Raw genomic sequence first — 12978 nt, 5'->3', positions numbered from 1 at the left:
CTTTCCACCCCTGCCCCACACGCTCTAGTCTGCCCCCATGCGCGCTCCGCTTCTCGCTTTGGCCGTCACGCTCGCCACCGCCGCCTCGGCGCGGGCTGGCGAGACCGCCTGCTGGTTCGAGAACGGCGCGGTCGTCGCGCCCGCCGCCATCGGCGACATGACCGGCGACTTCGTCATCGACCTGTCGGCGCCGCATACCCTGCTGCACGACACCAAGGCCCAGGCCGGCGGCTTTGAGGGAAGCGAGCTCTCCCTGCCCGTCCGCGTGGCCGGCCAGGCCCTGCCGGCCCAGCCCGTGACGGTGGTCGACCTCGATTATCGCGGCGTCGGCTTCGTCGCCCCCATCGCAGGCGTCATCGGCGCCGACATCCTGGCCCGCTACACGGTGGTGATCGACTTTTCCCCCTGCCGCCTGCGGCTGGAGCCCGCCGACGGCCTCTCGCGCCCCTCAGGACCCTCCCTGCCGGTCGAGATGGTCGGCGGGGTGCCGACGGTGCGCGCCAGCGCCTCCGACGGCTTCTCGAGCGTCCAGGGCCCCTTCGCCCTCGACACGGCCTCGGCCGCCGCCCTGCGCGCCCGTGGACCGGCCGACGGACCGCGTCAGGCCCCGGCCGGCACGGTGGCGGGCCTGGCCTTCGACGGCCGGCTCTATCCCCGCGCCCGCGCGGTGAAGGCCGGCGACCTGCCCCCCGGCGTCGTCGGCGCCCTCGGCGTCGAGGTGCTGGCCCGGGGTCGCCTGCGGCTGGATCCCGCCGCTCACGCCCTTTGGCTCACGCCCTAGCTCGCTTCTTCCCTGTACGGAGTTTCCCATGGCCTCACGCGCTCACGCCGTCACCGCCGATCCGCGCCACACGATCCTGCTCGACGTCAACGGCCACAAGCTGGTCGGCGACGAGCCCCAGGCCCTGGGCGGCCAGGACGCCGGTCCGCCGCCCTTCGGCTTCGTCCTGGCGGGCCTGGCGGCCTGCACGGCCACCACCCTGCGCATGTACGCCGACCGCAAGGGCTGGGGCGAGGTGACCATCGAGACGACGCTGACGCTGGACACCCACGGCGACAAGCCCCGCATCGACCGCAAGGTCTCGGCCACGGGCGCGCTCGACGAGGCCGCCATCGCCCGCCTGCGCGACGTGGTCGAACGCACGCCGGTGACCCTGGCCCTGAAGGGCGGGTTCACGATCGACACGGTGCTGGACCGGGGGTGAGCGGCAGCAAGGAACCTCCCCCTTTGGGGGAGGAGGCCGAAGGCCGGCGGGGGGAAGCTTTCAGCTGTCGAAGCGATGGCCGATTGCCAGTTACTCCCCCCACCGATCGCTACGCGATCGCCTCCCCCAGAGGGGGAGGTTCCAAACAAAAGGGCCCGGCGTCGCCGCCGGGCCCTTCTTCATTTCTGGTCCGAACAGGCCGCTCAGTGCGACTCGTTCTTCCAGACCTTGCGGTAGCTCGCATAGAGCAGGCCGGCGAAGAGGATCAGGTAGATCATCACCGCGAAGCCCGTCTGCTTGCGCTCCTCCAGCTTGGGCTCGGCGGCCCACATCAGGAAGGCCGAGACGTCGCGGGCCTGCTGGTCGACCGTGGCCTTGGTGCCGTCGTCGAAGGTGACGCCGCCCTCGGTCAGCGGCGGGGCCATGGCGATGAAGCCGCCCGGCGGAACATGAGCGTGGTCACCGCTCCAGTAGGCCGCCAGATCGCCCGGCATGTACGGGTTGTAGTGCTGGCCCGGACCGACCTTCAGGCCCGCCGGCGGGTTCTTGTAGCCCGTGACGATGGCGTGGATGTAGTCGGGACCGCCGGTGCGGGCCTTGGCCAGCAGCGACATGTCCGGCGGGAACGCGCCGCCGTTGCTGGCGCGGGCCGCCGCCTCGTTCGGGAACGGCGAGGGGAAGCGGTCGGCGCTGGTGGCCGGACGCTTGATGGCGTCGCCGGTCTCGGAGTCGATGTCGGCGACCTCGAACTCCTTGGCGATCGCCTTGACCCACGGGTTGTCGTTCGAGTTCGGGTACTTCTCGTTATAGAACGGACCACCCTTGTCGCCGAGGTTCCGGAAGCTGACGAGCTTCATGGAGTGGCACGACGAGCAGACCTCGCGATAGACCTTGTAGCCGCGTTGCAGCTGGGCCTGGTCGAACTTGCCGAACGGGCCGTTGAACGACCAGTGGATCTTTTCCGGTTCCAGCGGGTGACCGGCGGCCAGGGCCGGGGCGGCGGCGAACGACGCCATCAGACCCGCGACCGCTGCGATGACGGAGAGTTTGCGCAGCATCGGGATCAGCCCTTCATTTCAGGCGCGGCGGTCGCTTGCTCCGGCGCGGCGGCCGGGTGCGACAGGACGGGCGAGGCGATGGAGTCCGGAACCGGCAGGGTCTTCTCGACCAGGCCCAGCACCGGCAGGATCACCAGGAAGAACGCGAAGTAGTAGAGCGAGGCGAAGCGGCTCAGCCACACGAAGCTGTTCAGGTCGGCGTCGCCCAGGGTGAAGGTCTTGAAGTGACCCAGCACCGGATCGTCCGGCAACTTGGCGCCGCAGAGACCCAGGATGCAGCACGCCACCACGAAGATGATGAAATACAGCTTCGCGGTCGGGCGGTAGCGCATCGAGCGCACCTTCGAGGTGTCCAGCCACGGCAGGGCGAACAGGCAGGCGATGGCGCCGAACATGGCCAAGACGCCCAGCAGCTTGTCCGGCACGGCGCGCAGGATCGCGTAGAACGGCAGGAAATACCATTCGGGCACGATGTGCGCCGGCGTCACCAGCGGGTTGGCCTCGACGTAGTTGTCGGCATGGCCCAGGGCGTTGGGCAGATAGAAGACGAAGGTCGCGAAGAGGATCAGGAAGACGCTCATCGCGAAACCGTCCTTCACCGTCGCGTACGGGGTGAAGGGCAGGGTGTCGGCCTTCGACTTGGGCTCGACGCCGGTCGGGTTGTTCTGGCCGACCACGTGCAGGGCCCAGATGTGCAGGATCACGACGCCCGCGATCATGAACGGCAGCAGGTAGTGCAGCGAGAAGAAGCGGTTCAGCGTGGCGTTGTCGACGGCGAAGCCGCCCCACAGCCAGGTGGTGATCGACGGACCGACCAGCGGCAGGGCGCCGAACAGGTTGGTGATCACGACGGCGCCGTGGAAGCTCATCTGGCCCCAGGGCAGCACGTAGCCCATGAAGGCCGTGGCCATCATCAGCAGGTAGATCACGCAGCCCAGGATCCACAGCACCTCGCGGGGCGCCTTGTACGAGCCGTAGTAGAGGCCGCGCAGCATGTGGACATAGACGGCGATGAAGAACATCGACGCGCCGTTGGCGTGCATGTAGCGGATCAGCCAGCCGTAGTTCACGTCGCGCATGATGTGCTCGACGCTGGCGAAGGCGTGGTCGGCGCTGGGGGTGTAGTGCATCACCAGGATGATGCCGGTGATCAGCTGGCTGGCCAGGCACAGCGACAGGATGCCGCCGAAGGTCCACCAGTAGTTCAGGTTACGCGGGGTCGGGTAGTCGACGAAGCTGTCGTAGCCCAGGCGCACGATCGGAAGACGGGCGTCGAGCCAGCGCTCGAAACCGGTCTTCGGCTGGTAGGTCGAATGTCCGCTCATCTGGCTTACCCGATCTTGACCTTGGTGTCGGACAGGAACTCGTACTCCGGAACCGCGAGGTTCAGCGGAGCCGGACCCTTACGGATGCGGCCCGACGTGTCGTAGTGCGAGCCGTGGCACGGGCAGAACCAGCCGCCGTAGTCGCCGCCGCCGAAGGTGGGCACGCAGCCCAGGTGGGTGCACGAGCCGATCAACACCAGCCATTGGGCCTTGCCCGGCTTCACGCGGTCGGCGTCCTTCTGGGGATCCTTCATCGACGCGCTGTCGTCGGCGACCGCCTTCTGGATTTCGGCCGGGGTGCGGTTGCGCACGAAGAGCGGCTTACCCCGCCACTTCAGCGTCACCTGCTGGCCGTCGGCGACCTTGGTCAGATCGAACTCGGTCGAAGCCAGGGCCAGCGTATCGGCCGAAGGGTTCATCTGGTCGATGAACGGCCAGGCAAGCGCCGCTGCGCCGCCGGCTGCTGCGGTGATCGCGGCAATGTAAATGAAATCGCGTCGGCTGGGATCGGACCCAGGCCCTTTCGTTGCGCCCTCGGCGGTGTCGGCCACCTTGTTCCACCCTTTGAAATCCGTCCGACCGCGAACGGCCAGACCAGGAAATGCGCCATTCGGCGCGATATCTTTACCTCGACCCGCGAACGGATCTTCGCCACAAGGGGCACGCTCCCTATCGGATGGGCGAACAGAGTTCGCAAGCCCTATTCGATGTGCAGCAATGCCCCTACTAGCCCCATGGTTGGTTTCGTTAGAATGCGTCTCGCGCTTTTTCAACCCGGCATTCCCCAGAACGTGGGCGCAGCGATTCGGCTTTCGGCCTGCCTGGACGTGGGGCTCGACGTCATCGAGCCCTGTAGTTTTCCCTTGGACGACAAGAGCTTGAAGCGCGCGGCCCTCGACTACGGCCCGCTCGCGCACCTGACTCGGCACGATTCGTGGGAGACCTTTCTGAAGGCGCCGCAGCGCGCCCATGGGCGCCTGGTGCTTTTCACCACCCGCGGCGAGCAGGGCTTCCACGACTTCGCCTTCCAGCCCGGCGACACCCTGCTGTTCGGCAACGAGAGTCGCGGCGCGCCCGAAGAGGTCCACGCCGCCGTCGACGCCCGGGTGGTGATCCCGCTGCGGTCGCAGGCCCGCTCGCTGAACGTCTCGGTGACCGCTGGGATGGCCCTGGCCGAGGCCCTGCGCCAGACGGGCGGTTTCCCGTCGCTGAGCACGCTGCAGACGTAAAAAAGGCGGCCCCGTTTCCGGGACCGCCCAAGTTGAACCATCGGCGCTGGGCCGCGAGCGGCGGGCGAGGTGTGGAGTCTTCGCCCGCGCTCGGCGTCCCTGGCGGCCAAGCCGTGAGGCTTAGGCCAGCACCATGATCACGACCCGGCGGTTCTGCGCCCGGCCTTCGGTGGTCTCGTTCGGGGCCACGGGATCTTCCGCGCCGTACGAGATGGTCGCCATGCGGTTCAGGGCGACGCCCTGACGCGAGAGGAACTTGCGCACGGCGTCGGCGCGGCGCTGGCCCAGCTTTTCGTTGTAGCCAGCCTCGCCGGTGGCGTCGGTGTAGCCCTGGATTTCCAGGTACACGTTCTTGTTCTCTTCCTTCAGCTTGGCCGCGAAGTCCGCCAGGCGCTGTTCGGCCTCGGGGGACAGGGCGTCCTGGTCGGTCGGGAACTTCACGGAGTCGTCCGACAGGACCATCGAGTACATGAACTTGCCTTCGGCGAGCTTGCCGGCGGCAGTGGCGCGATCGAGGGCTTCGCGGGACGTCTTGTCGAGCTCGGAGATCTGGGTGTCGTGACCATCCACCCGCGTGTTCACCGCTCCGACCTGAGTGTTGACGTACTTCTTCGTCGCGCAGCCGCTGACCGCCAGGCCCCCAGCCACCAGCGCGACGACCGTCGCCATCTTCAAGCTGCCTTTGACTTGGCCGATCATTGTTCGCATCTTCTCCTATTGATCCAAAGAAAGCTTGACCTTGGACCTACGCAATCATCCGGGTCGTTCAGCTTTCGCATTACGAAACCGTCAGGTGACAGAGGCGAAAAATAGGCGTGTTCTTGTCGCGATTGGCGCCGCTTGCAGCCTATGCTCTTGGTCACTCTATTGACCGCGCGCGATCGCTCGAACCACGATTTGGTTCCATAAATTATTTTCAGTTCGAAGAGGATTTTTGGGGCTGAGCGACGGGCTCGCAAGCCCTCGACTCGGGCTCTGGGCGCTTCCCGACGGAATCGGGTGAACGTCGCCGGCGGCCAGGACAAGCGTCCGGCTCTCCCTCTAGATGTAGGCGGCTTTCGCGCCACCGCAAACGAAAAACGCGCCCCGGAGGACCGAAGCGCGCTTCTCGTCGAATTCAGGCCGGAGCCTACTGCAAGGTCGCACGGCCAAAGGACAGGCCGGCGTCGTCGGCCCCGACGGCGATGACGCCGCCGTCCTCCAGCTCGCCCGCCAGCAGCCTGCGGGCGATCGGGTCGACCAGTTCCTTCTGGATCACGCGCTTGAGGGGGCGCGCGCCATAGACCGGGTCGTAGCCCTTGTCGGCCAGCCACTGCAGGGCCTCGGGCGCCAGCGCCAGGGTCATGCGGCGATCGGCCAGCAGCTTCTCCACCCGCCCAAGCTGGATGCGGACGATGTCGCTCATGTTCGAGCGGTCCAGCCGCTTGAACAGGATGATCTCGTCGATCCGGTTCAGGAACTCCGGACGGAAGTGGCCGCGCACGGTGGCCATGACCAGCGGGCGAACCTCTTCCACGTCGGCCCCGTCCTCCTGATTGGCCAGGAACTCGGCGCCAAGGTTGGAGGTCATGATGATGATCGTGTTGCGGAAATCGACCGTCCGCCCCTGCCCGTCCGTGAGACGGCCATCATCCAGCACCTGAAGCAGCACGTTGAAGACGTCCGGGTGAGCCTTCTCGATCTCATCGAACAGCACCACCTGGTACGGACGGCGACGGACAGCCTCGGTCAGCGCCCCGCCCTCGTCGTAGCCGACATAGCCGGGAGGCGCCCCGATCAGGCGGCTGACCGAGTGCTTCTCCATGTATTCCGACATGTCCATGCGGGTGATCGCATGCTCGTCGGCGAACATGAACTCGGCCAGGGCCTTGGTCAGCTCGGTCTTGCCCACGCCCGTCGGGCCCAGGAACAGGAACGAGCCGATCGGCCGCGTGGGATCGTGCAGGCCGGCGCGGGCGCGGCGGACGGCGTCGGACACGGCCTCGAGGGCCTCGTCCTGGCCGACCACGCGCGAACGCAGAGCGACCTCCATCTGCAACAGCTTCTCGCGCTCGCCTTCCAGCATCTTCTCGACCGGCACGCCGGTCCAGCGGCTGACGACGGCGGCGATCTGCTCGGCGTCGACCACCTCGGGGGTCAGCGCCTTGTCGCCGTTCTCGCCGGCCTCGGCGTCGGCCAGGCGCTTTTCGAGCGCCGGGATCTCGCCGTACTGGATCTGGCCGGCGCGGGCGAAATCGCCGGCGCGCTGGGCGTTGGCGAGGTCGGCCCGCAGGCGGTCGAGGGCTTCGCGGGCTTGCGCCGCGCCGCCGACCTTGTCCTTCTCGGCCTTCCAGCGGGCGGTCATCTCGTCCGACCGGAACTGCAGGTCGTCGATCTCGACCTCCAGGTTCTCCAGGCGCTGCTTGGAGGCGGCGTCGGTTTCCTTCGACAGCGCCTCGCGCTCGATCTTCAGCTGCACCAGGCGGCGGTCGATCTCGTCCAGCTCCTCGGGCTTGCTATCGATCGCCATCCGCACGCGGCTGGCGGCCTCGTCCACCAGGTCGATGGCCTTGTCGGGCAGGAAGCGGTCGGCGATGTAGCGGTTGGACAGCGTCGCGGCGGCCACGATGGCGCTGTCGCTGATGCGCACGCCGTGGTGGACCTCGTACTTCTCCTTCAGGCCGCGCAGGATCGAGACGGTGTCCTCCACCGTCGGCTCCTGCACGAACACCGGCTGGAAGCGACGCGCGAGGGCGGCGTCCTTCTCGACGTGCTTGCGATACTCGTCCAGCGTCGTGGCGCCCACGCAGTGCAGCTCGCCGCGCGCCAGGGCGGGCTTGAGCAGGTTGCTGGCGTCCATCGCCCCGTCGCTCTTGCCCGCGCCGACCAGGGTGTGCATCTCGTCGATGAACAGGATGATCGAGCCCTCGGCCGCGGTCACCTCGGCCAGCACGGCCTTCAGGCGCTCCTCGAACTCGCCGCGATACTTCGCGCCGGCGATCAGGCTGCCCATGTCGAGCGACAGCAGCTTCTTGTCCTTCAGGCTCTCGGGCACGTCGCCGTTGACGATGCGCTGGGCCAGGCCTTCGACGATGGCGGTCTTGCCCACGCCCGGCTCGCCGATCAGCACCGGGTTGTTCTTGGTGCGGCGCGACAGGACCTGGATGGTGCGGCGGATCTCCTCGTCACGGCCGATGACCGGGTCGATCTTGCCGTCGCGAGCGGCGGCCGTCAGGTCGCGGGCGTAGCGCTTGAGCGCGTCATAGCCTTCCTCGGCAGTCGCGCTGTCGGCGGTGCGGCCCTTGCGCAGGGCGGCGGCGGCGGTCTCCAGGCTCTGGGCCGAGACGCCGGCGTCCTTCAGCGCCTTGGCGCTCTCGGCGCCGTCCTTGGCGATGGCCACGAGCAGGCGTTCGGTGGTGACGAAGGCGTCGCCGGCCTTCTTGGCGCCGTCCTCGGCGGCCGCGAACACCCGGGCGGTGTCAGGCTTCATGTAGAGCTGGCCGCCGGCGCCGTCGACGCGCGGGTTCTTGGCCAGGATCGCGTCCACGGCCGCGTCGGCCGCATCGGGGCGGCCGCCGGCGTTGGCGATGATGGTGCGCGAAAGCCCGTCCTTTTCTTCCAGCAGCACCTTCAGGAGGTGCTCGGGCCCCAGTTGCTGGTGACCACGGGCCAGGGCGAGGCTCTGCGCGGATTGCACGGCCTGCTTGGCGCGGTCGGAATAGATGTCGATCTTCAAGTCAGCGTCCCCTTCACTAGGCGGATCTGGCCGGGCCGCCTCTGATGAGCACGGCCCGGTCCGTCAGGGGATGTAGTGTGGCCCTAGAGCCACACAAGGCTCACCAGCCCTGGCTCGCCAGATAGTTTTCCAGCGCCTGGATGCGGGTTGCGTCCGAGGGGTGGGTCGAGGCGAACTCCGGCCGGCCCGAGCCGCCCTGCGCCTGCATCTTGCGCCACAGGGTCACGGCCTCGCGCGGGCGATAGCCGGCGCGCTGCATGATGTCGACGCCGATGCGGTCGGCCTCGAGTTCGTGCTTGCGCGAGAACGGCAGCAGGAAGCCCATCTGCGCGCCCGCCCCGCCCAGCGAGGCCACGGCCCGGCCGCCGTCGCTGCTTCCGCCCCCGGCGGCCGCCTGGGCGATGGCGAGGACGAGCTGGGTGCTCATCTGCTGCGAATAGCGCTCGGCGGCGTGGCGGCCCAGCACGTGGGCGGCCTCGTGGCCGAGCACAGCGGCCAGCTGGTCGTCGTTGTCGACGAGGCGCACCAGGCCCGAATTGACGCCGATATGGCCGCCCGGCAGCACGAAGGCGTTGGGGGTGTCGTTGTCGAACACCACGTAGTCCCACGGCCGGTTGGCCAGGCCCGCCGCCTCGATGATCCGCTGGCCCACCGTGGTGACCCGGGCGTTCATCCGCGCGTCCTTCGAGACCTTGCTGGTCCGCAGCGTCTGTTCCCAGGCCTGCTCGCCCGACCGCGCCAGGCTGGCCTCGTCGACCATGGCGAACTGGTCGCGGCCAAGCTCGGCGTTGTAGGCGCAGCCCGAAAGCATCAGGCCGGCGATCAGGACCAGCGACGGACGAAGGCGCATGGACGGCTCGCGTTATTGTTGTCGACGGCCCGACTTAAGGCTTGGGGATGGCTGCTGGCAACAAGATCCTCCCCCTCCGGGGGAGGTGGCGCGAAGCGCCGGAGGGGGGCCGTTTTCAGCTTTCGAGGCGCTGGAAGGTCAGAAGCCCCTCCCCTCTCCGTCCGCTTCGCGGGCGCCTCTCCCACAGGAAGAGGGCCTCAAGGTCACCGCTTCAGCTCGAGGATGTCGAGCTTCGATTCCTGCTTGGGCCAGGGCATGACCAGGCGGTAGCGATTGGGCCCGATGCGCTCGAACACCCCGGCCTGGTCACGCTCGGGGTCGCGGCGGTAGGTCGCCCGGCCCTCGCGGTCGCCCCACGCCACCGCGCCGAGGAACACCAGCCGCCGGTCGCTGTCGGGATAGAGGTTGCCGGCCTGGCGCTGCGAGCCCGTGGTCTTTTCCAGCAGGAGGTCGCCGCCCGGCGTCAGCTCCACCCGGCAGCGGAACCAGCCGTAGGCGACGTAGGGCAGCCCCCGGCCGCCCGGGCTGCCCAGCTTGATCGTGCGGCACTGGTAGGTCCCGGGCGCCGGCTGCGGTCGCGGCAGCGCCGCGCGCGGCTCGACCAGCGCGCCCAGCGCCCGCAGGTCGCGGGCGTGGCCGCCGCGCCGGGCCTCGGACAGCGCGCCTTCCCAGGCCGAGTTCAGCCGCTCGATCCGCTGCATGTCCTCGCGCGTCGCATCGCGCCGCCAGTCGCCCGAGGCGGCCAGGACGGGCGTTGCGGCGATGAAGGACAGGGCGAGAGCGGCGACGGCGCGCATGGGCGGCTCCTCGGGGAACGTCGAAGGAGCACAGGTAACTCGCCAGCGGCCGGAGGGTTCGCCTCAGCGGGCGGCGGCGATGGTGCGGGCCAACTGCCGGGGATCGACCGGCTTGCTGAGGATCGGGGCGTCGCGCAGGTCGGGCCGCACGCCCTGGTCGCCATAGCCGGTGACGAAGGCGAAGGGCACGCCGCGCGCTCGCAGTATGTCGGCGGCCGCGAACGAGGTGCCGCCGTCGAGGTTCACGTCCAGCAGGGCGAAGTCGACGATCTCGCGCCGCGCCGCCTCCACCGCCGTCTCGGCCGAGACCGCCGGGCCGGTGACGTCGCAGCCCAGGTCGGTCAGCAGGTCCTCGACCAGCATGGCGACCATGATCTCGTCCTCGACGATCAGCACGCGCATCAGGCGGCTCCCCTGGCCGGCGTCGGCTGGGCGGCCGGACGGCGGCGGATGCGGGCGACGATGGTGCAGACCACGCCCTCGGGCGGATAGTCCAGCGCCGCCTCGCCATCGAGTTCCAGGGCCAGCCCCCGGGTGATCAGGCGGCTGCCGAAGCCCTGGCGCTCGGGCGGCGAGACCGGCGGGCCGCCGGCCTCCTGCCAGAGCAGGCGCAGCCGCTCGTCGTCGCCCTCGCCTTCCCGGCTCCAGCCCACCCGCACCAGCCCCGTCGATTGCGACAGGGCCCCGTACTTGGCGGCGTTGGTGGTCAGTTCGTGCAGCGCCAGCGACAGCGACAGCGCGGTCTTGGGCGACAGCCGCACCGGCGGCCCGGCCAGCTCGAAGCGCGAGGCGTCGCCGTAGGAGTCGACGAGGCCGGCCATGATGTCGTGCAGGTCCGCGCCGTCCCAGCTCTCGCGGGTCAGGATGTCGTGGGTGCGGGCCAGGGCCAGCAGGCGCGTGGTCAGCGACTCGCGGGCGTCGCCCAGGTCGGCGGCGTTGCGCAGGGTCTGGCCGGCCACCGACTGCACGGTGGCCAGGGTGTTCTTGACCCGGTGATTGAGCTCGTTGACCAGCAGCCGCTGCAGCTCCTCGGTCCGCTTGCGCTCGGTGACGTCGCGCATCACGCCGGTGAAGAACCGCCGCCCGCCCGACCGCCACTCGGCGATGGAAAGCTCCAGAGGAAAGGTCGTGCCGTCCTGGCGGCGGCCGAACACCTCGCGGCCGATGCCGATGATCCGGCGCTCGCCGGTGCGGCGGTAGGTGTCGAGATAGCCGTCGTGGGCCGCGTGGTGCGGCTCGGGCATCAGGCCGTTGACGTTGGATCCGATCATGTCGGACGCCGCATAGCCGAACAGGCGCTCGGCGGCGGGATTGAAGGCTTCGATGCGGCCGTGCTCATCTATGACGACGATGGCGTCCACCGCCGTGTCGACGATGGCGCGATAGCGGGCCTCTTCGCCCGCGCCGCCTGACTGTGCTCCACGCCCGCCCATGGCTGGCTCCCCTGTGGTCCAGAGGAGCCTAGCCTATGGGTTGATCCGCCGCCAAGTCCTCGCGGCGGAGTCTAACGAACGTCTCAGGCGTCTTCCGACTCGGGAGCCGGGGAATCGCCGCCTTCGAAGCTGCGCGGGGCGCGGCGACGACGGGGCTTCTTGACCTCTTCGCCGGCGGCCTCGGGGGCCGGCGCGACGGGGCTCTCGGCCGCCGGAGCGGCTTCGGCCTTGGGTTCGGGAGCGGGCTTGGGCTCGGACTTGCGACCCAGGAACGCCGGAGCGTGGCTGACGGCGCCGTCCTGGCCGCGCAGCACCGGCGAGCTTTCGGCCGCCTGCGCCTCGCCGCCCAGCGGGGCGGCTTCCGGCTCGATCACGGCCAGCGGGTCGCGCTCGCCGCGGTCACGATCGCGATTGCGGTCACGATCCCGGTCACGGCGCGAGCGGCGGCCTTCGCGGGCCTCGCCCTGGAATTCGCCGCCTTCGGCCGCCGGACGGTCCTCGCGCGGCTGGCGCTCTTCGCGCGGACGGTCGTCGCGGGGGCGATCGTCACGGTCACGGAAGCGGTCTTCGCGCGGGCGGTCATCGCGGGGACGATCATCACGCGGACGGTCGTCACGGGGACGATCATCGCGGTTGCGGTCACGGTCGTCGCGGTCGCGCCAGCGGTCGCGGCGGCCTTCGCCCTGCTGGCCATCGCGGTCACGATCGCGATTGCGGTCACGGTCGCGGTTCTCGAAGCGGTCGCGGTTGCGGCGTTGCTCGCCCTGACCTTCACCGCCCTCGCCGCCTTCGGCGCCCTCGGCGGGCGTCTCGGCGGCCGGCGGGGCCTCGGGGGCCTCTTCCGGCTCGGCCTCGAAGTCGATCTCGTAGGCCGAATAGGCGTCCTTGCCGATGATGTCGCTGACCGGACGATTCGGCTGGATGGCGCGCAGGACGCGGAAATAGTGCTCGGCGTGCTGCAGGTAGTTCTCGGCCAGCACCCGGTCGCCGGACGACGAGGCGTCACGAGCCAGCTGCTGGTACTTTTCATAGACGCTCTGGGCCGCGCCGCGGACCTTCACGCCATCGGGACCGTTCGAATCGAAGGCCCGGTTGGCGTTGTGCTGCTGCGGCTTGCCACCACCGCCCCCGCGGTTGTTGCGGCCACGCTGGCGCTTCATGCCCTTGAAATCTCTCATCTTCTTCTAAACCTGTCCGATCTGGACACTTTAGCCCGATCGGTATTCGGTCTCTTGAGACTGGGTGCGCCCGTCTCGGGCTCGCCTTCGATGTTCTTGAGACCTGGGTTTCCGTAGAGTCTCCGTCCGGATCGGGCGCGGCTTTCGGCCTCGTCGGCCGTTCGCGCCTGCCGGATGTGTCTAGCGGC

13 protein-coding genes are annotated in these 12978 nt (G+C 69.1%); 3 read left to right on the top strand and 10 right to left on the bottom strand.

Annotated elements, in window-relative coordinates; all coding sequences use genetic code 11:
- Positions 1-37 precede the first annotated feature (37 nt).
- A complete protein-coding gene (locus DDF62_RS03755; protein ID WP_165832165.1) occupies positions 38-781 on the top strand; it encodes a hypothetical protein in 744 nt (247 codons plus the stop codon).
- Positions 782-809: 28 nt separating this feature from the next.
- Positions 810-1205 (top strand): OsmC family protein, encoded by a 396-nt coding sequence (locus tag DDF62_RS03750; protein ID WP_116487870.1) that lies wholly within the window; start codon positions 810-812, stop codon positions 1203-1205.
- A gap of 203 nt (positions 1206-1408) precedes the next feature.
- On the opposite strand, the gene DDF62_RS03745 is transcribed toward DDF62_RS03750, so the two are convergent.
- From DDF62_RS03745 to petA, 3 genes are read right to left on the bottom strand one after another with little or no spacing between them, the layout of a single operon-like run.
- Entirely contained in the window at positions 1409-2263 is an 855-nt protein-coding gene (locus tag DDF62_RS03745; RefSeq protein ID WP_116487869.1) for a cytochrome c1, read from the bottom strand.
- Between the two features lie 5 nt (positions 2264-2268).
- Positions 2269-3588: a cytochrome b gene (locus tag DDF62_RS03740; RefSeq protein WP_116487868.1), complete on the bottom strand. Its 1320-nt coding sequence runs from the start codon at positions 3586-3588 to the stop codon at positions 2269-2271.
- 5 nt (positions 3589-3593) lie between these two features.
- Positions 3594-4139 (bottom strand): ubiquinol-cytochrome c reductase iron-sulfur subunit, encoded by a 546-nt coding sequence (gene petA, locus DDF62_RS03735; protein WP_116487867.1) that lies wholly within the window; start codon positions 4137-4139, stop codon positions 3594-3596.
- Positions 4140-4340: 201 nt separating this feature from the next.
- Between petA and DDF62_RS03730 the strand changes: the two genes are divergently transcribed.
- Positions 4341-4817 (top strand): tRNA (cytidine(34)-2'-O)-methyltransferase, encoded by a 477-nt coding sequence (locus DDF62_RS03730; RefSeq protein WP_116487866.1) that lies wholly within the window; start codon positions 4341-4343, stop codon positions 4815-4817.
- 120 nt (positions 4818-4937) lie between these two features.
- On the opposite strand, the gene DDF62_RS03725 is transcribed toward DDF62_RS03730, so the two are convergent.
- From DDF62_RS03725 to DDF62_RS03695, 7 genes are all read right to left on the bottom strand, one after another.
- Complete coding sequence (locus DDF62_RS03725; protein ID WP_116487865.1) at positions 4938-5516, bottom strand: OmpA family protein; 579 nt, start codon at positions 5514-5516, stop codon at positions 4938-4940.
- Positions 5517-5946: 430 nt separating this feature from the next.
- On the bottom strand, positions 5947-8532 hold the full coding sequence (gene clpB, locus DDF62_RS03720; RefSeq protein WP_116487864.1) for an ATP-dependent chaperone ClpB: 2586 nt from the start codon (positions 8530-8532) through the stop codon (positions 5947-5949).
- Positions 8533-8632: 100 nt separating this feature from the next.
- Entirely contained in the window at positions 8633-9382 is a 750-nt protein-coding gene (locus tag DDF62_RS03715) for a M48 family metallopeptidase (protein WP_116487863.1), read from the bottom strand.
- Between the two features lie 203 nt (positions 9383-9585).
- Complete coding sequence (locus tag DDF62_RS03710) at positions 9586-10179, bottom strand: DUF4893 domain-containing protein (protein ID WP_116487862.1); 594 nt, start codon at positions 10177-10179, stop codon at positions 9586-9588.
- A 63-nt stretch (positions 10180-10242) separates the two neighbouring features.
- Complete coding sequence (locus DDF62_RS03705; protein ID WP_116487861.1) at positions 10243-10581, bottom strand: response regulator; 339 nt, start codon at positions 10579-10581, stop codon at positions 10243-10245.
- Positions 10581-11612 (bottom strand): sensor histidine kinase, encoded by a 1032-nt coding sequence (locus DDF62_RS03700; protein ID WP_116487860.1) that lies wholly within the window; start codon positions 11610-11612, stop codon positions 10581-10583. Before DDF62_RS03700 ends, DDF62_RS03705 begins: the two co-directional genes overlap by 1 nt.
- 83 nt (positions 11613-11695) lie before the next feature.
- Positions 11696-12790 (bottom strand): DUF4167 domain-containing protein, encoded by a 1095-nt coding sequence (locus DDF62_RS03695; RefSeq protein WP_116487859.1) that lies wholly within the window; start codon positions 12788-12790, stop codon positions 11696-11698.
- Between the last annotated feature and the right edge of the window lie 188 nt (positions 12791-12978).

The sequence above is a fragment of the Caulobacter radicis genome (assembly GCF_003094615.1).
In the GTDB taxonomy this organism is placed as follows: Bacteria; Pseudomonadota; Alphaproteobacteria; order Caulobacterales; family Caulobacteraceae; genus Caulobacter; species Caulobacter radicis.
This window is presented reverse-complemented; position numbering and strand designations above follow the sequence as displayed.